The organism is Polaromonas sp. OV174 (assembly GCF_900112285.1).
In the GTDB taxonomy this organism is placed as follows: Bacteria; Pseudomonadota; Gammaproteobacteria; order Burkholderiales; family Burkholderiaceae_C; genus Polaromonas.
Genome location: NZ_FOKZ01000004.1, coordinates 39,873 through 61,977, shown reverse-complemented (window position 1 = coordinate 61,977; position 22,105 = coordinate 39,873). Strand labels below are relative to the sequence as shown.

22 protein-coding genes and 1 riboswitch are annotated in these 22,105 nt (G+C 63.5%); of the genes, 10 read left to right on the top strand and 12 right to left on the bottom strand.

Translation table 11 applies throughout. The annotated features are described in order from the left end of the window. The first annotated feature begins 47 nt into the window (after positions 1 to 47). The 3 genes from BM160_RS04995 (at position 48) to BM160_RS04985 (ending at position 3,108) form a co-directional block, all read left to right on the top strand. Positions 48 to 1,340 (top strand): TRAP transporter large permease, encoded by a 1,293-nt coding sequence (locus BM160_RS04995; protein WP_092001494.1) that lies wholly within the window; start codon positions 48 to 50, stop codon positions 1,338 to 1,340. A gap of 54 nt (positions 1,341 to 1,394) precedes the next feature. Further along, entirely contained in the window at positions 1,395 to 2,414 is a 1,020-nt protein-coding gene (locus BM160_RS04990; protein WP_092001491.1) for a TRAP transporter substrate-binding protein, read from the top strand. A 235-nt stretch (positions 2,415 to 2,649) separates the two neighbouring features. Next, positions 2,650 to 3,108 carry a DoxX family protein gene (locus BM160_RS04985; protein ID WP_218156588.1) on the top strand — a complete coding sequence of 153 codons (459 nt, stop codon included), beginning with the start codon at positions 2,650 to 2,652 and terminating at the stop codon, positions 3,106 to 3,108. A 9-nt stretch (positions 3,109 to 3,117) separates the two neighbouring features. Here the strand turns inward: BM160_RS04985 and BM160_RS04980 are convergent, their stop codons facing one another. Continuing rightward, the gene (locus BM160_RS04980; RefSeq protein ID WP_092001487.1) at positions 3,118 to 3,408 is read right to left on the bottom strand and encodes a hypothetical protein; all 291 of its coding nucleotides are present in this window, start codon (positions 3,406 to 3,408) and stop codon (positions 3,118 to 3,120) included. Next, positions 3,409 to 3,594 (bottom strand): DUF1328 family protein, encoded by a 186-nt coding sequence (locus BM160_RS04975; protein ID WP_092001484.1) that lies wholly within the window; start codon positions 3,592 to 3,594, stop codon positions 3,409 to 3,411. 237 nt (positions 3,595 to 3,831) lie between these two features. On the opposite strand from BM160_RS04975, the gene gstA reads away from it, so the two are divergent. Then, a complete protein-coding gene (gene gstA, locus BM160_RS04970) occupies positions 3,832 to 4,440 on the top strand; it encodes a glutathione transferase GstA (RefSeq protein ID WP_092001481.1) in 609 nt (202 codons plus the stop codon). A gap of 101 nt (positions 4,441 to 4,541) precedes the next feature. Next, a complete protein-coding gene (locus BM160_RS04965) occupies positions 4,542 to 5,648 on the top strand; it encodes an alkene reductase (RefSeq protein ID WP_092001478.1) in 1,107 nt (368 codons plus the stop codon). Between the two features lie 28 nt (positions 5,649 to 5,676). On the opposite strand, the gene BM160_RS04960 is transcribed toward BM160_RS04965, so the two are convergent. The 10 genes from BM160_RS04960 to BM160_RS04915 form a co-directional block, all read right to left on the bottom strand. Further along, a complete protein-coding gene (locus tag BM160_RS04960) occupies positions 5,677 to 6,237 on the bottom strand; it encodes a gluconokinase (RefSeq protein WP_255368643.1) in 561 nt (186 codons plus the stop codon). Between the two features lie 17 nt (positions 6,238 to 6,254). After that, complete coding sequence (locus BM160_RS04955; RefSeq protein ID WP_092001475.1) at positions 6,255 to 7,238, bottom strand: Bug family tripartite tricarboxylate transporter substrate binding protein; 984 nt, start codon at positions 7,236 to 7,238, stop codon at positions 6,255 to 6,257. 54 nt (positions 7,239 to 7,292) lie between these two features. After that, on the bottom strand, positions 7,293 to 8,777 hold the full coding sequence (locus tag BM160_RS04950; protein ID WP_092001471.1) for a sulfatase-like hydrolase/transferase: 1,485 nt from the start codon (positions 8,775 to 8,777) through the stop codon (positions 7,293 to 7,295). 6 nt (positions 8,778 to 8,783) lie between these two features. Then, a complete protein-coding gene (locus BM160_RS04945; RefSeq protein WP_092001467.1) occupies positions 8,784 to 9,560 on the bottom strand; it encodes a GntR family transcriptional regulator in 777 nt (258 codons plus the stop codon). A gap of 196 nt (positions 9,561 to 9,756) precedes the next feature. Beyond that, on the bottom strand, positions 9,757 to 10,392 hold the full coding sequence (thiE, locus tag BM160_RS04940; protein WP_092001460.1) for a thiamine phosphate synthase: 636 nt from the start codon (positions 10,390 to 10,392) through the stop codon (positions 9,757 to 9,759). Between the two features lie 4 nt (positions 10,393 to 10,396). Then, the gene (locus BM160_RS04935; protein WP_369821746.1) at positions 10,397 to 11,209 is read right to left on the bottom strand and encodes a thiazole synthase; all 813 of its coding nucleotides are present in this window, start codon (positions 11,207 to 11,209) and stop codon (positions 10,397 to 10,399) included. 6 nt (positions 11,210 to 11,215) lie between these two features. Then, positions 11,216 to 11,425 (bottom strand): sulfur carrier protein ThiS, encoded by a 210-nt coding sequence (thiS, locus tag BM160_RS04930; protein ID WP_092001453.1) that lies wholly within the window; start codon positions 11,423 to 11,425, stop codon positions 11,216 to 11,218. After that, entirely contained in the window at positions 11,422 to 12,504 is a 1,083-nt protein-coding gene (gene thiO, locus BM160_RS04925) for a glycine oxidase ThiO (RefSeq protein WP_092001450.1), read from the bottom strand. The genes thiS and thiO overlap by 4 nt, the downstream gene beginning before the upstream one ends. 1 nt (position 12,505) lies before the next feature. Beyond that, positions 12,506 to 14,422 (bottom strand): phosphomethylpyrimidine synthase ThiC, encoded by a 1,917-nt coding sequence (gene thiC / locus BM160_RS04920; protein ID WP_092001446.1) that lies wholly within the window; start codon positions 14,420 to 14,422, stop codon positions 12,506 to 12,508. A 93-nt stretch (positions 14,423 to 14,515) separates the two neighbouring features. Further along, a riboswitch (TPP riboswitch) is annotated at positions 14,516 to 14,629 on the bottom strand. A 99-nt stretch (positions 14,630 to 14,728) separates the two neighbouring features. Beyond that, positions 14,729 to 15,793 (bottom strand): LacI family DNA-binding transcriptional regulator, encoded by a 1,065-nt coding sequence (locus BM160_RS04915; protein ID WP_092001443.1) that lies wholly within the window; start codon positions 15,791 to 15,793, stop codon positions 14,729 to 14,731. Positions 15,794 to 15,906: 113 nt separating this feature from the next. Between BM160_RS04915 and BM160_RS04910 the strand changes: the two genes are divergently transcribed. From BM160_RS04910 to BM160_RS04890, 5 genes are all read left to right on the top strand, one after another. After that, positions 15,907 to 16,926, top strand: coding sequence for a TRAP transporter substrate-binding protein (locus BM160_RS04910; protein WP_092001440.1), 1,020 nt, complete (start codon positions 15,907 to 15,909; stop codon positions 16,924 to 16,926). Between the two features lie 106 nt (positions 16,927 to 17,032). Then, a complete protein-coding gene (locus BM160_RS04905) occupies positions 17,033 to 18,910 on the top strand; it encodes a TRAP transporter large permease (RefSeq protein WP_092001437.1) in 1,878 nt (625 codons plus the stop codon). A 54-nt stretch (positions 18,911 to 18,964) separates the two neighbouring features. Further along, complete coding sequence (locus BM160_RS04900) at positions 18,965 to 19,507, top strand: VOC family protein (RefSeq protein WP_092001434.1); 543 nt, start codon at positions 18,965 to 18,967, stop codon at positions 19,505 to 19,507. 10 nt (positions 19,508 to 19,517) lie between these two features. Beyond that, entirely contained in the window at positions 19,518 to 20,783 is a 1,266-nt protein-coding gene (locus tag BM160_RS04895; RefSeq protein ID WP_092001431.1) for a ribulose-bisphosphate carboxylase large subunit family protein, read from the top strand. Positions 20,784 to 20,790: 7 nt separating this feature from the next. Beyond that, on the top strand, positions 20,791 to 22,101 hold the full coding sequence (locus tag BM160_RS04890) for a four-carbon acid sugar kinase family protein (RefSeq protein ID WP_092001427.1): 1,311 nt from the start codon (positions 20,791 to 20,793) through the stop codon (positions 22,099 to 22,101). The last annotated feature ends 4 nt before the right edge of the window (positions 22,102 to 22,105 follow it).

The window sequence follows — 22,105 nt, the reverse complement described above, 5'->3', positions numbered from 1 at the left end:
ATCTCACACGCCCAGACCGGGCCGGCCAACGCGCAGCGGAGCGCAGCATGAGCAGCGAAGGTCAGGCCTTCATCGTTTTTTCGCTGGGCATGCTGCTGCTCATGGGCATAGGCATGAACATGGGCCTGGCGCTGGTGCTGACCGGCGCTGGCATGGCCTGGGTGCTGGGCTTTTGGGACACCCAGCTGCTGGCGCAAAACCTGGTCGCCGGGGTGGACAGCTTTCCGCTGCTGGCCGTGCCCTTTTTCATTCTGGCCGGCGAGCTGATGAACTCGGGCGGCATCAGCCGCCGCATCATCGCCATGGCGCAGGCCTGGGTCGGTCATATCCGTGGCGGCCTGGGCTATGTGGCGATTGGCGCGGCCGTGCTGATGGCCAGCATGAGCGGCTCGGCGCTGGCCGACACCGCCGCGCTGGCCACTATTCTGCTGCCCATGATGCGCCAGCAGGGCTATCCCATGCATACCTCGGCCGGGCTGATTGCCTCGGGCGGCATCATCGCGCCCATCATTCCGCCTTCGCTGCCCTTTGTGATTTACGGCGTCACCACCAACACCTCGATCTCGGCGCTCTTCATCGCCGGCATCGTGCCCGGCATCATCATGGGTGTCGGCCTGATCGTGGCCTGGAAGCTGGTGCTACGCAAGACCGACCTGCCCCAGGGCCAGCCGCTGCCCATGCGCGAAAGACTGCGCGCCACCGTCAAGGCCTTTTGGGCGCTCTTGATGCCGCTCATCATCATTGGCGGCATGAAAACCGGCATCTTCACACCGACCGAAGCGGCCGTGGTCGCCGCCTTTTATGCGCTGGTCGTGGCCCTATTCGTGCACCGCGAAATGAAGCTGGCCGAAGTGCACGGCGTGCTGGTGCGCGCCGCCAAGACCACCGCCATCGTGATGTTTCTATGCGCCGGCGCCCAGGTCGCCAGCTACATGATCACCCTGGCCGACCTGCCCAGCACGCTGACCAACTGGCTGGGCCCGCTGGTGGATAACCCGCGCCTGCTGATGGCCGTGATGATGGTCGCGCTGATCCTGGTGGGCACGGCGCTTGACCTCACTCCCACCATACTGATCTTCGCGCCGGTGATGCTGCCGATTGCCGTCAAGGCCGGCATAGACCCGGTCTACTTTGGCCTGATGTTTGTGCTTAACGGCGCCATCGGCCTGATCACGCCGCCGGTCGGCACGGTGCTTAACGTGGTGGCCGGCGTGGGCCGCATGCCGCTGCACCAGGTGATACGGGGCGTCAACCCCTTCCTCATCACCTACACGCTGATCCTCTTCCTCTTTGTGCTCTTTCCCCAGATCGTCACCGCGCCCGTCGCGTGGATGCGCTAAGCCCCTTCCCTCACCCTCACCCTCACCCTCACCCAAAAACCAGGAGACATTCCCATGACTATTATTCGACGCACTCTTGTCGCCGCCGCCACCGTCGCCGTGCTCGGCGCCTCCTTCTCGGTACTGGCGCAAGACATCAAGCCGCGCATCATCCGTTTTGGCTATGGCCTGAATGAGCAAAGCAACCAGGGCCGCGCCACCAAGGTGTTTGCCGAAGCGGTAGAAAAAGCCTCGGGCGGCAAGATGAAGGTGCGCGCCATTGGCGCCGCCGCGCTGGGCCCCGACACGCAGATGCAGCAGGCGCTGATAGGCGGCGCGCAGGAAATGATGGTCGGCTCCACCGCCACGCTGGTCGGCATTACCAAGGAAATGGCGCTGTGGGACACGCCCTTTCTCATCAGCAACCCCAAGGAAGCCGACATCCTGCTGGACGGCCCCATCGGCGAGAAAATCAAGGACAAGCTGCAGGAAAAAGGCCTGGTCGGTCTGGTCTATTGGGAAAACGGCTTTCGCAACCTGACCAACAGCAAGCGCCCGGTCACAAAGCTCGAAGACATGGACGGCATCAAGCTGCGCGTGATGCAGAACAACGTGTTCCTGAGCAGCTTCAAGACCCTGGGCGCCAACGCCGTGCCCATGGCTTTTTCCGAGCTCTTCGGCGCGCTGGAAACCAAGACCGTTGACGGCCAGGAAAATCCCTACAACACCATCTTGTCGAGCAAGTTCTACGAGGTGCAAAAGTACCTGACCGTGACCAACCACGTCTACAGCCCGTGGATCGTGCTGGTCAGCAAGAAGTGGTGGGACCAGCTCTCCAAGGCCGAGCAGAAAGTGCTGATGGACGCCGCCAAGACCAGCCGCAACTACGAGCGCAAGGACACGCGCGACGAAGCCTCCAAGGCCATGGCCGACCTCAAGGCCAAGGGCATGCAGGTCAACGAGCTGTCGCCGGCCGAAGCCAGCCGCATGCGTAACAAGCTGACCCAGGTCTATACCCAGATCGGCAACGACGTCGGCATGGACTTGTGGAACGAAACCCAGGCCGAACTGGTCAAGATACGCGCTCAGAAATAAGCGCCGGGGCATTCCCACTCAGCGGCCTGCGCTCCAGGCCGTTTTTTTATGCCAAAAAGGCCTTTAACCCATGCACAATAAGCGCCAACAGCTATTTATTTAATAGCAACTCAAGTCCGAACGACTTGGCAGCACTTCAGCAACACCGAACTGAACTTTGTCTGGCTTCGGCGCTCTGCCTACATGCAGATACAGTGATCTACATCTTGTGCATTCAAACCAAAAAAGGAAACCCGTGGCTTCATCCATCCCTACTTCTTCGTCTTCATCGCGCTTGATCATCCCGGCCCTGGGAAAGCTTTATGACGGCCTGCACGACATCTCCTTCGCCCTGCTGCGGGTGATGGCGGGTGTAGCCTTAGCCATACATGGTTGGCCCAAGATCCAGGATCCCATGAAGCTGGTAGGCATGGTGGAATCGCTGGGCTTCGCCCCCGGACCTTTGTGGGCCGTGCTGTTGGCGGCGACGGAATTCATAGGAGGCATTTTGCTGGCCCTGGGTCTGCTGACACGCCCGGCGGCGCTGGCCACCACCATCGTGCTGCTGGTGACCGTTTACTTCCACTGGATCGTGAAATCTCAGGGTTACGATGGCGCCGAAAAATCCCTGCTGTGGGCCGCCATGACCTTTCTGATCTTGGTGCGCGGCGCCGGTGCTCACTCCATCGATCGTCTGCTGAAAAAGGTTTTTTAAGCCATCGCTTCAGGAACGCTTGCCCGGGCCGCTTTTCGGCGCAGTCCCGGGGCTGAACCAGTTCTGGCAGGTCACCAGCACCACGCGCGCGGCACGCTCCAGCACATCGACCGAGAGAGCCGAGGAGCGGCGCACCCGCAAGCGAAACAGCAGCAAAAACTCGGCCACACTGGCCGGAAAACCAAAAATACGCCGGGGCGCCGGTATCAGCGCCACCTGGGGCTTGGCTGTCTCGGTGGCGCTGGCCTGCGGCTCACCGACTGGCTCGGCGCCGCCTGGCTTGGTTGTACGAACTTTCATTTACTTCATCCCCTTGCTGATCGCACCCACGCCCAAGGCCGCCAGCACCACAAAAATAAGCGCCAAAATTAAAAACAGGCCGAACAAAATCTTCGCAATGCCGGCCGCACCAGCCGCCACGCCGCCAAAACCCAGGGCGCCAGCGAGCAGTGAAATCAGCGCAAAAATGATCGCGTACTTAATCATCAGTATCTCCTCTGCAGCATCGTGTAACAAAAGATGGACTGCCAAGCACCGCCGGCAAAAAGACTCATGCGGCGGTCACTGAAGCATAAGTCAGCGCCCACATAGCGCCATCGGCAGCACCCGCCCGAGCTTGTAGGACAAGACCCCACGAGCGCAAAATGCCTCATCCGGCTAGGATGGTGAAAGGCTTAGTGCCTGTTTATCAACCGCCCTTCCCGGCCATTCAAGGACACTTCCATGAAGCTCTACTACTCCCCCGGTGCCTGCTCGCTGTCGCCCCACATCACCTTGCACGAGGCCGGCCTGAAGTTTGAACATATTCAGGCTCCGACCAAAACCCACAAGCTGGACGACGGCACCGACTACTACAGCATCAACCCGCTGGGCTATGTGCCGCTGCTAGAACTCGACGACGGCACCCGCCTGACCGAGGGTCCGGCCATCGTGCAATACATCGCCGACCAGGTGCCGGAGAAAAAACTGGCGCCGGCCAATGGCACCGTGGCACGGGCCCAGCTGCAGGCCTGGCTCAACTTCATAGGCACCGAGGTGCACAAGGGCTTTGGCCCGCTGTTCAATCCGGCAACCCCGGCCGAGTACAAAACCATGCTCATTGCCAAGCTGCTGGAACGCCTGCAATGGGTGGACGGCCAGCTCGCCGGCAAGTCCTACCTGATGGGCGAGGCCTTCAGCGTGGCCGACCCCTATCTCTTCACCGTCACCAACTGGGCCGACTTTGTGGGTCTGGATATTTCCGGTTTTGCCAATATCGCCGCCTTCCGTGAACGCATGGCGGCCCGCCCCGCCGTGCAGACCGCCATGCGGGAAGAAGGCCTGATCAAGTAAGCCAGCAGGGTACCAGCCTCAGGCTTTCGGCAAGCCGTGGCTGGTCAGCCGATTCACATCGGCGCACACTTGAGGCTCAATTCAATTCCGGATCATTTTTCATGCCTTCCTTATTCGATCCCATCCAGGTCGGTGACCTGCAGCTCGCCAACCGCATCGTGATGGCGCCGCTGACGCGCAACCGCGCGCCCGACGCCATTCCCACGCCGCTGATGGCCACCTACTACGCCCAGCGCGCCAGCGCCGGCCTGCTGATCAGCGAAGCCACCGCCATCAGCCAGCAGGGCCAGGGCTATGCCGATGTGCCCGGCCTCTATGGCAGCGAGCAACTCGACGGCTGGAAGCAGGTGACCCAGGCGGTGCATGACGAAGACGGCAAGATCGTGGCCCAGCTCTGGCATGTGGGCCGGGTTTCTCATCGCGAGCTGCAGCCTGGCGGCGCCGCGCCGGTGGCGCCATCGGCCATCACCGCCAAGACCAAGACCGTGCTGATCAGAGGCGGCGTACCGGTCTTCGTGCCGACCTCGGAGCCGCGCGCGCTGGATGTCGGCGAGCTGCCCGAGATCGTTCACACCTACCAGGCGGCGGCACGCAATGCGGTCGAAACCGCCGGCTTTGACGGCGTGGAAATCCATGCCGCCAACGGCTACTTGCTGGATCAGTTTCTCAAAAGCGGCTCCAACCAGCGCCACGACGACTATGGCGGCAGCATACGAAACCGCGCCCGCCTGCTGCTCGAAGTGGTGCGTGCCGTCGCCGGCGCCGTTGGCAGCAGCCGCACCGGCATTCGCCTGTCACCGGTCACACCGGCCAACGATGCTTACGACGCCGATCCGCAGCCGCTGTTTGACTATGTGATCAAGCAGCTCGCCAAGCTGGACCTGGCCTACATCCACATCATTGAAGGCGCCACCGGCGGGCCGCGCGACCTGCCCGAGCGCCCGTTCGACTACCCGGCGCTCAAGGCCGCCTACCGCGCCGCTGGCGGCCAGGGCGCCTGGATGGTGAACAACGGCTACGACAAGGCGCACGCCGAGCAGGCCGTGAAGGATGGCGCCGATCTGATCGCCTTTGGCAAACCCTTCATCGCCAACCCCGACCTGGTGACGCGCCTGCACCTCAATGCGCCACTCAACACGCCGGACCAAAGCACTTTTTACGGCGGCGGCGCCAAGGGCTATACCGACTACCCAACGCTATCCGATTAAGAGCTGCCAACGTGGGTGGCGAACGGCCTCACAAAGCCAATATAGGCCGTTGATGACGCTGGCCTTCAGGCTTTGGCGCTTCACCTTTCACCCAGACCAGGGCCTGCTGGCAAAGCAGCGCCTGCGGCAGCATTGCATCCAGACAGAGAACGCCCGGCTCGGCATCGGGTCGCTGCAGGTTGTCAAACTGATTGCGCACCAGTGATGGGTTGAAAAAATGCGAGCCACTGCGAGCTGCCACGCGCTGCGTTGCGGCGACTTCGTCAAGATCCAGAAAAACGAAGCGCATGCCCGCATGGGCTTGTCGCAGCGTATCCCGGTAGGCGGCCTTGAGGGCCGAGCAACTCAGCACCGTCCCTTGCGGGTGCGTGCGCAACACCTCGACCAAGGAAGCCAGCCAGGATTGCAGATCGGCATCCGTCAGGGCAATGCCGGCGGTCATCTTCTCTACGTTCGCCGGCGGATGATAGGCATCGCCTTCGATGAAGGGCCACGCCAGAGCCGTCGCCAAGCTCAGGGCCAAGGTCGATTTACCGCAGCCGGACACGCCCATCACGACAATGGGTGCGGCGGCGTCGCCGCCACCCATAGAAACTCCGCTAGGCCTCACTGGTCGAAGTTGATCTGACGTTGCTTGACCAGCGTGGCCAGAGACTGCCGCTGCTGCGCGATGAAGTTGCTGAACTCCTGGCCTGAGCTGGTATTCAAGGTGATGCCCAGACCTTCGAGCTGCGCACGCACGTCGGGGCGGCGGGCGATCTCTGCGACTGCCGCGGCGACCTTGCGGACAACCTCTGGCGGCGTGCCCTTGGGCGCGAAGAGTCCATGCCAGGAGACAAAGTTGAATCCTGCCACGCCGGCCTCGGCCAAGGTGGGCACATTGGGAAAAGCGGGCGAGCGTTGGCCGGTGACAGCCAGCACCTTGAGCTTGCCGGCCTTGACCAGCGGTGCCGCCGAGCCGTCGATCATCAGGTCGATCTGGCCAGCGACCAGGTCGTTGAGCGCCGGCGCACTACCCTTGTAGGGAATGTGCTGGATGTCCATTCCCGTCATGCCACGCAACATTTCGGTGGACAAGTGGCTGGGCGTGCCGTTGCCACTGGAGCCGTAGCTGAGTTTGCCCGGATTGGCCTTGGCCCACTTGATGAGGCCTGCGGTGTCGTTGACATCGCTCTTGCCATTGGCCACCAGCAGCAGCGACACCGAGGTCAGACGCGAGACCGGCACGAAGTCTTTCTCTGCGTCGTAGGGCAGTTTGGGCATGGCCAGGCGGTTGATGGCGTGGGTGGCGATGTCGCCCAGGAAAAGCGTGTAGCCATCCGCCGGTTCCCGTGCGGCGAGCGTGGCGCCAATAGACCCCCCCGCACCCGCACGGTTGTCCACCACAATGCTCTGCCCTATGGACTCGCCGATCTTCTGCGCGAATACGCGGCCGATGATGTCGGCATTGCCGCCAGCGGCAAAGGGCACGATCAAACGTATCGGCTTTTGTGCCGGCCAGGCCTGAGCCTGTGCCAAGCCAGTGACGCCCATGGTGCCAACGGCCAGCCCGGCCGCCGTGGCCAAGCTAATCAAATTCCTGCGTTTCATCGTCTCTCTTTCCTTATGTGAAATCGTTGTATCTGTTGAATGAAAGCTTGGCGCTCAGCCCGGCGACCCGACCATGCGCGCAGGGTCGTCCAGCGGCGGCTGCGGGTAGTGCTGACCACGCTGACCGCCGAAATGGCGGTCGCCCTTGCCAGGTGATGCGGCCGGTCGCGGCATACCGACAAGGCGGCCATCTTTCACCCAGTCCAGATCGCCACCCCAGAGCTTGTCCATCAGCGATCGGGTGAGGCGCTGCTCCACCGCGACCCGATCCGGATGGCCGATGAGATTGCATGCCTCGCCTGGATCGGTTTCAAGGTCAAAGAGCTGCAGCACGTTGCCAGCGGGATACCAGATCAGCTTGTGGCGGCCATCGTGGGCCATGCGGGTGGCCAGGGCGTTCTCCTTGCACTCGCCGTAGAGCACCTCGCGGCGCTGATTGCCGACGATGGAAATCCCTTCCACCGAAGCAGGCACGGGCAGCCCGGCCAGGTCCAGCAGCGAAGGCATCACGTCCTGCAGACCGACCAGGCGGTCATCAACACGGTTGACCCCGATGCGGGCGTCGCGACTCGGACCGACCAGCAGCATGGGGATGTTGGCCGCACCTTCATAGAACAGCCGCTTGGCCCAGAGGCCAAAGTCGCCCAGCATGTCACCGTGGTCGCTGCAGACCAGGATGACGGTGTCTTCCAGCAGTTGCTCTTCGCGCAAGGTGCCTATGAGCACGCGCAGCTGGTGATCGATGTGGGTGCATAAGGCGTAGAAAGCGCGGCGTATGGCCTGCAGCTCGTCGTCGGCATAACGCGTGTACCAGTGGTCGCGTATGGTCTGCAGCGCGTGCGGCACGTCTTCGCCTGCCCAACTCGCGCCCAGCGGCAGGTCGATGGCGGCGCGTTCATAGAGATTGAGGTAGCTCTCCAGCGGCACCAGTGGCGGATGCGGATGCGTGTAGGACACATGCCAGAAACCGGGCTTGCGCTTGTCGCGACGTTTGATGGTTTTGGCCATCTCGCGCGTGGTCCAGTTGGTCACATGCATGCGCTCGGGAAGGTGCCAAGGCCTGAACAGGTAGTCGTTGTTGTTCATCCCGTGGAGAAACTGTTCTCCGGCCACGCCCTGCTCAGAGAGGTAGATGTCGTAGTCGTCAACACTGCCCAGTTGCGGCCGGCCTTCCTCGGCCAGCAAAATGTCGTCAAAGCCCATGCGATCGCGCTGCGGGAACACATGCATCTTGCCGACGGCATAAGCTTGGTAGCCACCATCGCGAAAGCTCTGCGCCATCGTCGGCAGCGCAGGCATCTCCATCGCCGGCGCGAAGCTGCGGTCGCCATGCGTGCGAGACGATGTTCCGGTCATCACGGTGCGGCGCGCGGGAATGCAGATGGGGCATTCGGAATAGGCACGGCTGTAGCGCGTGCCCAGGCGGGCCAGGTGGTCTAGCGTGGGCGTGAGCACGCGCGGATGGCCGGCGGTCCGCAGCAACTTGCCGGGCCACTGGTCGACCATCACAAAGAGAACGTTGGGGTGTTTGGGAGTCATACGTGTTCAGGCGTTGGTGCCAGGCAAGGTGGCAATTGAGCTCGCCACAAAGTAGTCCGGATGTGAACGGGCCAGCTCCTTGGCCATCTCGAAATTCATCCGGACATGCTCGCGAAGCAGATCGGCGGCCTCAGGCAACTTGCCTTGTGCCAGCCGTTTCAAGATGCTCGCGTGTTGCGCAACCGAGCGTCGCGCGCCGTCAGCCGCACTGGTCTGCGTGAGGATGCGTACGCGCCGGTGCATCTCGCGCGCCTCCTGCACGTAGCGCCAGGCTCCGGGCACGCCGCCCAGCGCCAGCAGGTAGCGATGAAAGGCCTCGTCCGCCCGCAGCGTCGCTTCGGTGTCGTTCTTCTCAACAGCTGCCTGATGCATTTCCACCAGGCGCTTCAGCGCCGCCATGTCGTCCTTCGATAGCCGGGTGCTGATGTTGGTCAGCGCGGTGCATTCGACGGCCTCGCGCACGAAGAGGGCTTCTTTCACGCGATCCAGGTCAATGCGCGCGACGAAGGTGCCGACCTGCGGCACCACCTGGATCAAACCCTCGTGGGTCAATCGTTGCAGCGCTTCGCGCACCGGAGTGCGCGAGACTTCCAGCTGCTGAGCCAGCTCGTTTTCGGGCAACGGCGTGCCCGGCAGCAGGGTGACGTTCTGAATCCGCTCCTTCAGGCGCTGCTCCACCTGGTGACGGATGGGAAGCCCGGTGTGCAAGCCTATGGGCCCACCCAGGTCAAGCTGACCGGATGCTTGAGATTTTGAATTGCTGCGGGCTAATGTAGGCGTCATGATGGATCCTGTATTCTTGCATGCAAGTATACAAATTTTTCCAGCTGCGTCAAAACTCGTCTCACGCCTCACGCCAGTCAGCCGTGCTGGCGGCGGCACCAAGGCGCTATACCGACGACCCGACGCTATCCGATCAATAGCGCCTTGCGCCCGTCACTATTGGGCTAGAGCACTATTTAATGCCTAAAACCCGGTTTTAGCGCAGCGCCAGCCGCACACCGCTCAGCGCCGCAGCTTGCGGATCTGGCGCCAGCGTCACGGCACTGACCACCGCCACGCCATCAACGCCGCAAGCCATCACGCCGGGCAGGCGCTCCAACGAAATGCCGCCTATCGCCACCACCGGGTAGGGTGCGGCCAGTGGCAGCCACGCCTTTAGTTGTTCCAGCCCCACCGGCTCATAGGGCATGACTTTCAGCGTGGTCGGGTAAATCGGACCAATCGCCAGGTAGGACGGCTGCACCGCCTTGGCCCGCGCCAGCTCGGCCGGCGTGTGCGTGCTCAGGCCCAGGCGGATGCCGGCGCTGCGCAGCGCGTCCAGGTCGGCGCTGTCCAGGTCTTCCTGGCCCAGGTGCACGCCATAGGCACCGGCCGCCAGCGCAAGCTGCCAGTGGTCGTTGATGAAGACCTGCGCGCCGGCTACTTTGCTGCCCGCCTCGACGGCGGCGCGCACCTCGCGTTCAATCTCGGATTGCGTGTGGTCGGCCGCCTTGATGCGCAGCTGAATCGTGCGCACGCCCCAGTCCAGCAGGCGCTGCACCCAGGCGGCATCGGGCACGACGGGATAAAAGCCGATGGGGCCGGTCAATGGTGTGAAGGCAGTGGATTTCATGGCATTAATTGGCATGCCAAAACGGCACGCCGACGGTTGGGGTGGAGGCCTGCGCCGCAGCGCGCTCGGGCATGGGGGTGGATTCGTAAGCGGCGCGGCCGGCCGCCACGCCGTCGGCAAAGGCGCGCGCCATGCGCACCGGGTCGCCGGCCTGCGCCACGGCGGTGTTGAGCAGCACGGCGTCAAAGCCCAACTCCATCACCTGCGCCGCATGCGAGGGCCGGCCCAGGCCGGCATCGACCACCAGCACCGCATCGGGCAAACGCCGGCGCATGGTTTCCAGCGCGTAAGGGTTGAGCGGCCCACGGCCCGTGCCTATGGGCGCGGCCCAGGGCATCACGGCGGCGCAGCCGGCATCGCGCAAGCGCTGCGCCATCACCAGGTCGTCCGTCGTATAGGCAAACACCGCAAAGCCCTCGCGCGCCAGCACCGTCGCCGCTTCCAGCGTGGCCACGGTGTCGGGCTGCAGCGTGTAGTCATCGCCTATCACCTCCAGCTTGATCCAGGTGGTGCCGAAAATCTCGCGCGCCATCTGCGCCAACGTGATGGCTTCGGAGGCAGAGTGACAGCCCGCCGTGTTGGGCAGGATGTGGCAGCCCAGCGCCTGGATGCGTTGCCAGAAGCTGTTGCCGCCGCCGCTCTCGGGCTGCAGGCGGCGCAGGCCCACGGTCAGCACTTGGGTGCCGCTGGCGCGCACCGCCTCGCTCATCACCTGCGGCGAGGGGTAGTGCGAAGTGCCGAGAAAAAACCGGCTATTCAAAGTCGTTCCGGCCACGGTCCACGAGCTGCCGTGGGCAATGCTTTCTGCTGTTGTCATGGTCATTCAGCCTCCGGTAATCGGGGTCACCACATCAATGCGGTCACCGTTTTGCAAGGCGCGAGCTGGCCACTGCGGCCGCGGCACAAAGCTGCTGTTGATGGCGCAGGCAAACGCGCTTTTGAGCTCATAGCCGCGCTCAAGCAGCAGCGTTTGCAGCGTGCCAGCCTGCGTTTGCAGGCGCTCGCCGTTGAGGGAAATTTCCAGCCTTGTCATGTTGACTCCTTGTCAGCTGCGGGCAGCAGTTGCCGCACCAATTCATCCACCAGCGCCGGTGCGCAAAGATAGCCATGGCGGTACAAGCCATTGAGATGCCAGACGCCGTCGCGCAGCGCCAGCGTGGGCCGGTGATCGTCCAGCGCCGGGCGCAGGGCGGCCGCCAGTCGCAGCACGCGCGCCTCGCCAAAAGCCGGATGCAGGCTGTGCAGCGCGCTGCCCAGCTCCAGGGTGGAGCGCAGGGTCACGGGGCCGCTGTCTTCGGACTCCAGCTCGGTCGCGCCGACCACAAACTGCTGATTCGGACGCGGCGCCACGTAGAGCTGGTAGCGCGGGTGCATCAGGCGCACCGGGCGCTGCAATTGCACGCCCGCGCATTCCACCGTCAGCACCTCGCCGCGCACACCACGCAAGGGATTGCTGGCCGGCCACTGCGCCTTGCTGCCGACGCCGCGCGTGTCCACCGTCACATCGAAGCCATGCGTTTCGCCGCCACAGAGCAGGCGCTTTTCCTCCACACCTTCGACCGCCCTGCCTTCATGCCAATGGCCGCCCAGCCGGTCGATTTCCACTGCCAGCGCCGCCATCCATTGATCGTTGGCGAGCTGGCCTTCGCCCTCCAAAAACAGGCCGCCGCCAAAGCGGCCGGCCAGCGCGGGTTCATGCTGCGCCAATGCCGCGCCATCGAGCGATTTCATTTGCGTCCTGCAGGCTTGCGGCAGCTTGTGCTGCAGCAGGCGAGTGAAATGCTCCAGCGAAGACTGGTCCGCCGCATGCGCTACCACCAAGGTGCCCTGCTGGCGAAAATACACCTCGCCCGCGCCCGCATCCTTCAACTCGGCAATCCACTTCGGCCATAGCTGCATGGAGCGCTGGCCCTGTGCAAACACCACATCATCCGACACCGCCAGCTCGGCCAGCGGCGCCAGCATGGCCGCCGCCGTCATGGACGCTGTGGATAAGTCGTCGCGACGGCGCGCATCGAACAGGCTGACGCGGCAACCGGCGCGCAGCAGGCGCCAGGCCAGCGTGCGGCCGGCCAGGCCGGCACCGGCAATGCCTATGTGCAGGCGGTCCATGTCAGGAATAAATCTCGTTGCCGCCCTTGCGAAACTCATCGGCCTTTTCCTCGAAGCCGCTGTGGATTTGCTGAATCGGAATCACGCCCGGGCTTGTCGCCAATGTCGTGGTGGAAGGATTGAGCCGGGCAAACTCGCGCACCTCTTGCGAGATCTTCATGGAGCAAAACTTCGGCCCGCACATGGAGCAAAAATGCGCCACCTTGGCGTTCTCTTTCGGCAGGGTTTCGTCGTGATAAGCCATGGCCGTGTCCGGATCTATCGCCAGGCGGAACTGGTCTTCCCAGCGGAACTCGAAGCGCGCCTTCGACACCGCGTTGTCCCACATCTGCGCGCCCGGATAGCCCTTGGCCAGGTCACCCGCATGCGCGGCAATCTTGTAGGCAATCAGGCCCTGCTTGACGTCGTCGCGATTCGGCAAACCGAGGTGTTCCTTGGGCGTCACGTAGCACAGCATGGCCGTGCCATACCAGCCGATGTTGGCCGCGCCCATGGCGGAAGAGATGTGGTCGTAGCCGGGCGAGATATCGGTGATCAGCGGGCCCAGCGTGTAGAACGGTGCCTCGAAACAAGCCTCGAGTTGCTTATCGACGTTTTCCTTCACCAGCTGCAAGGGCACATGGCCAGGGCCTTCGATCATCACCTGCACGTCGTGCTTCCAGGCGATTTGCGTCAGCTCGCCAAGGGTGTGCAACTCGGCAAACTGCGCCTCGTCATTGGCATCGGCAATCGAGCCCGGGCGCAGGCCATCGCCGAGCGAGAAGCAGATGTCATAGGCCTTCATGATTTCGCAGATGTCTTCGAAGTGCTCGTACAAAAAGCTCTCGCGGTGGTGCGACAAACACCACTTGGCCATGATGGAGCCGCCACGCGACACAATGCCGGTCAAACGATTCGCGGTGAGCGGCACATAGGCCAGGCGCACGCCGGCGTGAATGGTGAAATAGTCCACGCCCTGCTCGGCCTGCTCTATCAAGGTGTCGCGGAAAATTTCCCAAGTCAGGTCTTCGGCCTTGCCGTTGACCTTTTCCAGCGCCTGGTAAATCGGCACCGTGCCAATAGGCACCGGCGAGTTGCGCAAAATCCATTCGCGCGTTTCATGGATGTTCTCGCCTGTGGATAAGTCCATCACGGTATCTGCGCCCCAGCGAATCGACCAGACCAGCTTGTCGACTTCCTCTTCAATCGACGAGGTCACGGCCGAGTTGCCGATGTTGGCATTGACCTTGATCAGGAAGTTGCGGCCGATGATCATGGGCTCGCTTTCCGGATGGTTGATGTTATTGGGAATCACGGCGCGGCCGCGTGCCACTTCATCACGCACGAATTCGGCGGTGATCTCCTTCGGAATCGAGGCGTTGAAGGAATGGCCTTTTTTCGGCATGCGCTCGGTCGCCAGGCGCTCGGCCAGTTGGGCGCGCACCAGGTTTTCGCGCACGGCGATGTACTCCATCTCCGGCGTGATGATGCCTTGGCGCGCGTAATGCATTTGCGACACATTGGCGCCGGCCTTGGCGCGGCGCGGCACCGGCGCATGGGCCATGCGCAGCGCGGCGAGCGCCGGGTCGTTCAGGCGTTCGCGGCCATAGGCGCTGCTGATGCCGGGCAAGGCTTCGGTGTCGTTGCGCTCGTTGATCCAGGCACCGCGCAGCGGCGGCAAACCGCGCGTGATGTCTATGGGCGCAGCCGGGTCGGTGTAGACGCCCGAAGCGTCATACAGGCGCAGCGGCGGATTGGCTTCGCGGCGGCTTTCCTGGCCTTCGGCCACCAGCGTATCGGTCAGCGTCACCTCGCGAAAGGGCACGCGAATATCGGGGCGCGAACCCTCAATGTAAATTTTTGCGGAGCCGGGAAAAGGCGTGCGCGTGATGCGGCTTGCGAGGTCGTTGGTGTCAACGGTAAGACGGGTCTTGGCCATGGCTATCTCCAGAGAAGGTGTGGGTGCCTGCCTGGGGAGCCGGAGATGTTGCCGGCAAAAAACACCTGTGACGGGTGTGATGACGGAGTTCCGGAGCCAAAGTGCCTTGTTTCCTACGCGGGGATGATCCCGATCAGGTTCAGCGGGTCTCGCAATCTGCGATCTCAGCCTCGAATGTAAACATCCTTGGCACCCCGACAAGCTGCTGTCATTGTAAGCACGGCCCGCATGTCGTGTGTCCATGCCGCACCTCAGTGCCGTCATTTACTACCAAATTAATAGCCGATTGCGCATATGTATCATGGGCTAGGGCAGGTTTTCTCTGAAAATCACCTGGCTGCGCACGGCATCCACACCACTCATCACATCGCGCTTGTCGCGCAGGTTGGTGAACATGCGCACGCAGCTCATCATGGCGCTCTGCGGGCTTTGCGTGATCACCGCGTCCATGCTGCCGTCTATCAACATGGCGCGGGTATCCGGCGTCAGGCCGTGGCCTATGAACACCACCTTGTGCTCGCGCCCGCTCTCCTTCAGCGCGCGTGCCACGCCATCGGAAGCGCCGCCTATGTTGTAGATGCCGGCCAGGTCCGGGTACTGCTCCAGCAGGGTGCGGGTCTGCTGGTAATTTTTCTGCGCGTCGTCCTGGCCCTCGCGCAGGCCCACCACCTGCAAGGCCGGAAACATCTCTTCGATCACATGCAGAAAGCCGGCCTCGCGCTCCTCGTGCGCGCTATAGCTGCGCGAGCCGGCAATCAGGGCCACCTTGCCCGCACGCACACCAGGCCCAATGAAGCGCCCGACCAGATAGCCGGCCGTGCGACCGGCCGCGCGGTTATCCAGGCCGACATAGCCGGCGCGCTGCGAGCCCGACAGATCCGAAATCAGGGTCAGCGTAGGCACGCCTTTTTCGGCCAGCACACTGACGGCTTCGCGCACCGCCGGATGCTCCAGCGCCATGAAGGCAATGCCGTCGCTGCGCTGGCCCAGGCGCAGCAAGCTGGCGGCGAGCTGTTGCGGGTTAAAGCTTTCGAATTGCTCGCTGCGGCACTTCACGTTAAAGGGCGTCAGATGTTCCTGCGAATAGCCGACCGTGTCGCCCAGCATGCGGATAAAGCGATTGCTGCCGTCGGGCAGCAAAAACACCAGACGCATGGGCGCCGCCGCGAGCGCGGCATACAAGCCGGTTTCCGGCAGGTAATCCAGCCCGGCCGCAACCTTGAGCACCTTTTGCGCCGTCGCATCGCGCACGCCGGGCCGGCGGTTCAGCACCCGGTCCACGGTGGCGGTCGAGACCTTGGCGGCCCGTGCGATGTCGGCCACACGCGCACGTGTCGGCAACTCGTCCAATTGATCAGGGATAACCCTCATACATCAAAACCCATCATTTTTTGATTTGACGATTTAGCATCTAGCACCTATCGTTGCGATGCTATTTATCCAATGATGCCTCAAAACGCATCAAAACAAAACTGGAGACAACCATGAGCCAAGTTACCCGCCGCAGTGTTTTGCGCAGCCTGTCCGCCGTACCCGCTGCCGGCATTGCCGCCGCCCTGCCCTCCATGGCACGCGCCGCCGAGTTCAGCTACAAATACGGCAACAACCTGCCGGTGACCCACCCGCTCAACATCCGCGCCCAGGAAGCGGCCGACCGCATCCTGAAGGAAACCAAGGGCCGGGTCGAAATCAAGATCTTCCCGAACAACCAGCTGGGCGGCGACACCGACATGCTGGCCCAGGTGCGCTCGGGCGGCATCGAGTTCTTCACGCCCTCGGCGCTGGTGATCGCCACCTTGGTGCCGGTCGCCGCTATCAACGCCGTCGGTTTCGCCTTCTCCGACTACAACCAGGTCTGGAACGCCATGGATGGCAAGCTGGGCGCCCATGTGCGTGCGGCCATAGGCAAGATGCGCCTCTACGCCTTCGACAAGATGTGGGACAACGGCTTTCGCCAGACCACCAGCAGCAAGGCCGCCGTGACGTCGGCCAAGGATCTGGACGGCCTGAAGATCCGCGTGCCGGTCAGCCCGCTGTCTATCTCCATGTTCAAGGGCCTGGGCGCCGCGCCGGCCAGCCTGCAGTTCAGCGAGGTCTATTCCTCGCTGCAAACCAAGATCGTTGACGCGCAGGAAAACCCCCTGCCCATCATCCAGGTCGCCAAGCTCTACGAAGTGCAAAAGTTCTGCTCATTGACCAACCACATCTGGGACGGTTACTGGTTCATCGCCAACGGCAAGGCCTGGGACCGCCTGCCGGCCGACCTGAAAACCATCGTGGCCGCCGCCATCAACGAGTCCGGCATGAAGCAGCGCGAGGACATCAAAAAACTCAACGACTCGGTCGTCTCCGATCTGGAAGCCAAGGGCCTGAGCATCAACCGCCCGACCTCGGAGAGCTTTCGCGCCAAGCTGCGCGAGTCCGGCTTTTACAGCGAGTGGAAAGGCCGTTTCGGCAATGAGGCCTGGGGCCTGCTGGAGCAATCGGTCGGCAAACTGGCCTGAGTTGACAAAGGGTCGCAGCGGCGACTCTTGCTTCCCCCTGCGTCCTGAGACGCACCACCGGCGCTGCCGCGCCGGCTGGACCCTGCCCTGAAGAAAGCATTCGCCCATGTCCCACGCACCCGCCATAGACGTCAACGCGCCGCCCGCCAATCCCTTGAGCGGGCTGGCCAGCCGCATTGACAAGCAATTCGGCGCCGTGATCGAAGCCATCGCCGCCGCCATCGTGCTGGTCGAAATCATCATCCTGTTTGCGGGCGTGGTCTCGCGCTATGTGTTTCATGCGCCGCTGGTCTGGTCGGACGAGCTGGCCTCCATCTTTTTCCTCTGGCTGTCCATGCTGGGCGCCGTGGTGGCCCTGCGCCGCGGCGAACACATGCGCATGACGGCGGTGGTGAGCAAGGTCAGCGCGCAAGCGCGTGCCGTGCTGGAAGCCCTGGCCATCAGTGCCTCGCTGGCCTTTATCGTCATGGTCATGCTGCCGGCTTATGAATACGCCGACGAAGAGTCTTACATCGTCACGCCGGCACTGGAAATCAGCAACGCCTGGCGCGCTTCCGCCATTCCCGTGGGCATTGCCCTGATGGGGGTCTTCGGCCTGCTGCGCCTGTTCCGTTTTTCCAGCCTCAAGAACATCGCCCTGACGGTGGGCGTCTCGGCTCTCATGGTGGGAATCTTCTGGCTGGCCCAGCCGGTTTTTACCCACTTGGGCAAGCTCAACCTGGTGGTGTTTTTCCTAGTCGTGGTGGCCGTCAATGTGTTTCTGGGCGTGCCCATCGCCTTCTCGTTTGCGCTGGCCACCTTTGGCTATCTGGCACTCACCACGCAAACGCCCATGGTCGTGATGGTGGGCCGCATGGACGAGGGCATGTCGCACCTGATCATGCTGGCGGTGCCGCTGTTCATCTTCCTGGGCGCCTTGATAGAGATGACCGGCATGGCCAAGGCCATGATCCAGTTTCTGGCCAGTCTGCTGGGCCATGTGCGCGGCGGCCTCAGCTACGTGCTGATAGGCGCCATGTACCTGGTCTCCGGCATCTCGGGCTCCAAGATTGCCGACATGGCGGCGATCGCGCCCGTGCTGTTTCCAGAAATGAAAAAGCGCGGCGCCAAACCCGGCGATCTGGTGGCGCTGCTGTCGGCCACAGGCGCGCAGACGGAAACCATTCCGCCGTCCATCGTGCTGATCACCATAGGCTCGGTCACCGGCGTCTCGATTGCCGCGCTGTTCACGGGCGGCATGCTGCCGGCGCTGGTGCTGGGTCTGTGTCTGTGCAGCGTGGTCTGGTGGCGCTACCGCAAGGAAGACCTGAGCGGCGTCACGCGCTACAGCAAGAGCCAGATCGGCAAGTTTTTTGTCATTGCGCTGCCCGCCATCGCCCTGCCCTTCGTGATACGCGCCGCGGTGGTCGAAGGCGTGGCCACGGCCACCGAGGTGTCAACCATAGGCGTGGTGTATTCCGTGCTCGCCGGCCTGCTGATCTACCGCCAGTTCGACTGGCGCCGGCTCAAGCCCATGCTGATAGAAACCGCCTCGCTGTCGGGCGCCATCATGTTCATCGTCGGCTGCGCCACCGCCATGGCCTGGGGCCTGACGCAGTCGGGATTCTCCACCGACCTGGCCCAGTTGATGAAAAACATTCCCGGCGGCAGCTACGGCTTCCTGGCCGTGTCCATCCTGGCCTTCATCGTGCTCGGCTGCGTGCTCGAAGGCATTCCCGCCATCGTGCTGTTCGGCCCCCTGCTCTTTCCCATCGCGTCACAGGTCGGCGTGCATCCGGTGCACTACTCCATGGTGGTGATCTTCGCCATGGGCATAGGCCTGTTCGCGCCGCCCATAGGCGTGGGCTACTACGGCGCCTGCGCGGTGGCCAAGGTCGACCCCAATGAAGGCCTGAAGTACATCGGGGGCTATATGGCCGCGCTGCTGGTGGGCCTGGCGCTGGTGGCGGCCATTCCCTGGATCTCCACCGGTTTCCTGAAATAAGCGCACCGCGCCCGCCTTTTCCATCCCCTTAACTCTTTAACAACGGATCACAACATGAGTCGCCATTTCGGAGAAATCCGCCAGCTGGGTTACGTCGTTCACGACATCGAAGCCGCCATGAAATACTGGAGCGAAACGTTAGGTGTCGGCCCCTGGTTTTACAACCCCAAGGTGCCTATCAAGAACTACACGTACAAGGGCGAAGCGCACGAGCCGCACAACTCCGTGGCGCTGGCCAACTCCGGCTTTGTACAGGTCGAGCTGATCCAGACCCGCAACGACGTGCCCTCCATGTACCGCGACTTTCTGCAAGCCGGCCGCACCGGTCTGCAGCATGTCGCCTACTGGACCAGCCACTACGACGCCGACCTGGAACGCCTGCTCAAGCAGGGCTTCAAGCCGGTGATGAGCGGTGAAGTCGGCGTCAATGGCCGCTTCATTTATTTCGACACCGAATACCACCCCGGCACCGTCATAGAGCTGTCCGAAGTGGCCGGCCCCAAGGGCAAGATGTTTGACCTGATACGCCAGTCTTCCGAAGGCTGGGACGGTGTCACCGATCCCGTCCGCCCTTTTCCTGATCTGAGCCAACCCTGAAACGCCGCCCATGACTGCCGACCGCTTTGAAGCCACTTATCTGATTGAAACGCCGCTGGCGCCTGAACATGTCGCCGAGGTGATGGCGGGCGAGCAGTCCTGCGGCACCTTCACCCGCGTGGCGGGCGAGACCGACGAGCTGCGCCTGCGCGCCCGCGCCACCGTCGAGTCCATCACCGAACTCGAAGCGGTGAACGCCCCCAGTCTGGCCAACGCCCTGCTGGAACGCAAGGGCCACAATGGCCCGTGGCGGCGCGCCCGCGTACGCATCTCCTTTCCGGTCGCCAACGTCGGCGCCAACCTGCCGACACTGGCCGCCACCGTCTCAGGCAATCTCTACGACCTGGGCGAAGCCAGCGGCCTGCGCCTGGAGTCCATGAAGCTGCCCGCCGCCTATCGCGCGCAGTTCGAGCTACCCAAGGTCGGCATTGCCGGCACACGTCGGCGCACCGGCGTGAGCCGTGATGCGCTGGTCGGCACCATCATCAAGCCCAATGTGGGTTTTTCCGCCGAACAGACCGCGGAACTGGTGGCTAGTCTGTGCGCTGCGGGAGTGGACTTCATCAAGGACGACGAGGTCTGCGCCGACCCGCTGCATGCGCCGCTGGCGCAGCGCGTGCCGGCCGTGATGGCCGTCATTCGTGAGCACCAGCAACGCAGCGGCAAGCACGTGATGATGGCTTTCAACATCACCGACGAAACCGACGCCATGAAACGCCATGCCGACCTCATCGAACGCGAAGGTGGCAGCTGCGTCATGGCCAGCCTCAACTGGTGCGGCCATTCCGGCATGCAGACGCTGCGCCGCCACACCGGCTTGGCCATCCACGGCCACCGCAACGGCTACGGCGCCATCTCGCGCCATCCGCTGCTGGGAATGTCGTTTCAGGCCTACCAGACGCTGTGGCGCCTGGCCGGCGTCGATCACATGCATGTGCACGGTCTGCAAGGCAAGTTCTCGCAGCCCGATGCGGAAGTCATCGAATCGGCGCACGATTGCTACACGCCGCTAAGCGAGGGCCTGGACGACCGCGTCATGCCCGCCTTCTCTTCGGGGCAGTGGGCCGGCACCGTGCCCGCCACCTGGTCCGCCATCAACAGCGAGGATTTGCTCTTCATGTCTGGCGGCGGCATCTTGGCGCACCCGGGCGGTGCGGCCGCCGGCGTGGCCAGCATTCGCCAGGCCTGGGCCGCCGCGCGCGAAGGTGTTGCTCTGGCCGACTACGCGCGCCAGGCGCCCGAGCTGGCCGCCGCGCTGGCCTTTTTTGGCAAGTGAGGCAGGCATGAGCGCACAGGAACAGCGCGACTTGAAGATCGCCTACTACGGCGACGACTTCACCGGCGCCACCGACACCCTCGCCACGGCCGCGCGCGCCGGCCTGCGCACCCTGCTGTTCCTGGGCCTGCCGACGGCCGCACAGCTGCAGCGCGCCGGCCCGCTGGACTGCCTGGGCATTGCCGGTGCGGCGCGCGCCATGACGCCGGCAGAAATGCAGCTCGAATTGACGCCTGTCGGCGAACTGTTCGCCGCCCTGCAAGCGCCTGTCGTTCACTACAAGACCTGCTCCACTTTCGACAGCGCGCCGCACATGGGCAGCATTGGTGCGGCCATACAGCTGCTCAGACCGCATGTGGATAACTTATTCGTGCCCATAGTCGGCGGCCAACCCAATCTGCGCCGCTACTGCGTGTTCGGCAACCTGTTTGCCAGCGCCGGGCCAGAGATCCACCGCATCGACCGCCACCCGACCATGCGCCAGCATCCGGTCACGCCCATGCATGAGGCCGACCTGCGCCTGCACCTGGCGCAGCAAGGCTTGCCGCACATCAGCGCCATCGCCTACCCCGACTACGCGCAGGACGACGAGGCACTGGAGCGACAGCTGGACACGCTGCTTGAAACAGAAACGCCAACCGCCGTGCTGTTTGACATCGGCGACAGCGCGCACCTCGCCCCCGTCGGCCGGCTGATCTGGCAGCAGGCCCAGCGCCAGCGCCTGCTGGCCGTTGGGCCCAGCAGCGTGGTGCAGGCGCTGGCGGCGCATTGGCAAAGCAGCCTGGATACCCAGCCGGCGACCATTGCCCCGGCCGACGGCCCGGTGCTGGTGCTGGCGGGCAGTCTGTCGCCCATGACGGCGCGTCAGATCAAGGCCGCCAGCTCCTACCGGCAGCTGCCGCTGGATGCGCCGCGCCTGTGCGAGGACCCGGCCTACCTGGCACAAATGGCCGCGCAGATCGCCGGCCTGCTGCGTCAGGGCCAGCATGTGCTGGCCTGTACCGCCAGCGACGACAGCGAGCGCCAGAGCGCCAGGCCGGCGCGGGCCCTGGCACCGGCCTGCGGCGAGTTGCTGGCGCAAGTGCTTGAGGCCGCGCCGCTGCGGCGCCTGGGCATTGCCGGTGGCGACACCTCCAGCCACGCCGTGCAGGCGCTCCAGGCCTGGGGCCTGAGCTACCAGGCGCAGCTGGCGCCCGGCGTGGCGCTATGCCGCCTGCATAGCGACCAGGCCAGGCTGGACGGCATGGAGCTCATGCTCAAGGGCGGGCAAATGGGCGACGAGAGCCTGTTTGAAACGCTGCTGCGCGGCACGTCCTGAACGC

Excerpts from the sequence above, each read along its gene's own strand:
- BM160_RS04995 (WP_092001494.1), top strand. The coding sequence starts at position 48 with ATGAGCAGCGAAGGTCAGGCCTTCATCGTTTTTTCGCTGGGCATGCTG.
- BM160_RS04990 (WP_092001491.1), top strand. The coding sequence starts at position 1,395 with ATGACTATTATTCGACGCACTCTTGTCGCCGCCGCCACCGTCGCCGTG.
- BM160_RS04980 (WP_092001487.1), bottom strand. The coding sequence starts at position 3,408 with ATGAAAGTTCGTACAACCAAGCCAGGCGGCGCCGAGCCAGTCGGTGAG.
- BM160_RS04975 (WP_092001484.1), bottom strand. The coding sequence starts at position 3,594 with ATGATTAAGTACGCGATCATTTTTGCGCTGATTTCACTGCTCGCTGGC.
- gstA (WP_092001481.1), top strand. The coding sequence starts at position 3,832 with ATGAAGCTCTACTACTCCCCCGGTGCCTGCTCGCTGTCGCCCCACATC.
- BM160_RS04965 (WP_092001478.1), top strand. The coding sequence starts at position 4,542 with ATGCCTTCCTTATTCGATCCCATCCAGGTCGGTGACCTGCAGCTCGCC.
- BM160_RS04960 (WP_255368643.1), bottom strand. The coding sequence starts at position 6,237 with ATGGGTGGCGGCGACGCCGCCGCACCCATTGTCGTGATGGGCGTGTCC.
- BM160_RS04955 (WP_092001475.1), bottom strand. The coding sequence starts at position 7,238 with ATGAAACGCAGGAATTTGATTAGCTTGGCCACGGCGGCCGGGCTGGCC.
- BM160_RS04950 (WP_092001471.1), bottom strand. The coding sequence starts at position 8,777 with ATGACTCCCAAACACCCCAACGTTCTCTTTGTGATGGTCGACCAGTGG.
- BM160_RS04945 (WP_092001467.1), bottom strand. The coding sequence starts at position 9,560 with ATGACGCCTACATTAGCCCGCAGCAATTCAAAATCTCAAGCATCCGGT.
- thiE (WP_092001460.1), bottom strand. The coding sequence starts at position 10,392 with ATGAAATCCACTGCCTTCACACCATTGACCGGCCCCATCGGCTTTTAT.
- BM160_RS04935 (WP_369821746.1), bottom strand. The coding sequence starts at position 11,209 with ATGACAACAGCAGAAAGCATTGCCCACGGCAGCTCGTGGACCGTGGCC.
- thiS (WP_092001453.1), bottom strand. The coding sequence starts at position 11,425 with ATGACAAGGCTGGAAATTTCCCTCAACGGCGAGCGCCTGCAAACGCAG.
- thiO (WP_092001450.1), bottom strand. The coding sequence starts at position 12,504 with ATGGACCGCCTGCACATAGGCATTGCCGGTGCCGGCCTGGCCGGCCGC.
- thiC (WP_092001446.1), bottom strand. The coding sequence starts at position 14,422 with ATGGCCAAGACCCGTCTTACCGTTGACACCAACGACCTCGCAAGCCGC.
- BM160_RS04915 (WP_092001443.1), bottom strand. The coding sequence starts at position 15,793 with ATGAGGGTTATCCCTGATCAATTGGACGAGTTGCCGACACGTGCGCGT.
- BM160_RS04910 (WP_092001440.1), top strand. The coding sequence starts at position 15,907 with ATGAGCCAAGTTACCCGCCGCAGTGTTTTGCGCAGCCTGTCCGCCGTA.
- BM160_RS04905 (WP_092001437.1), top strand. The coding sequence starts at position 17,033 with ATGTCCCACGCACCCGCCATAGACGTCAACGCGCCGCCCGCCAATCCC.
- BM160_RS04900 (WP_092001434.1), top strand. The coding sequence starts at position 18,965 with ATGAGTCGCCATTTCGGAGAAATCCGCCAGCTGGGTTACGTCGTTCAC.
- BM160_RS04895 (WP_092001431.1), top strand. The coding sequence starts at position 19,518 with ATGACTGCCGACCGCTTTGAAGCCACTTATCTGATTGAAACGCCGCTG.
- BM160_RS04890 (WP_092001427.1), top strand. The coding sequence starts at position 20,791 with ATGAGCGCACAGGAACAGCGCGACTTGAAGATCGCCTACTACGGCGAC.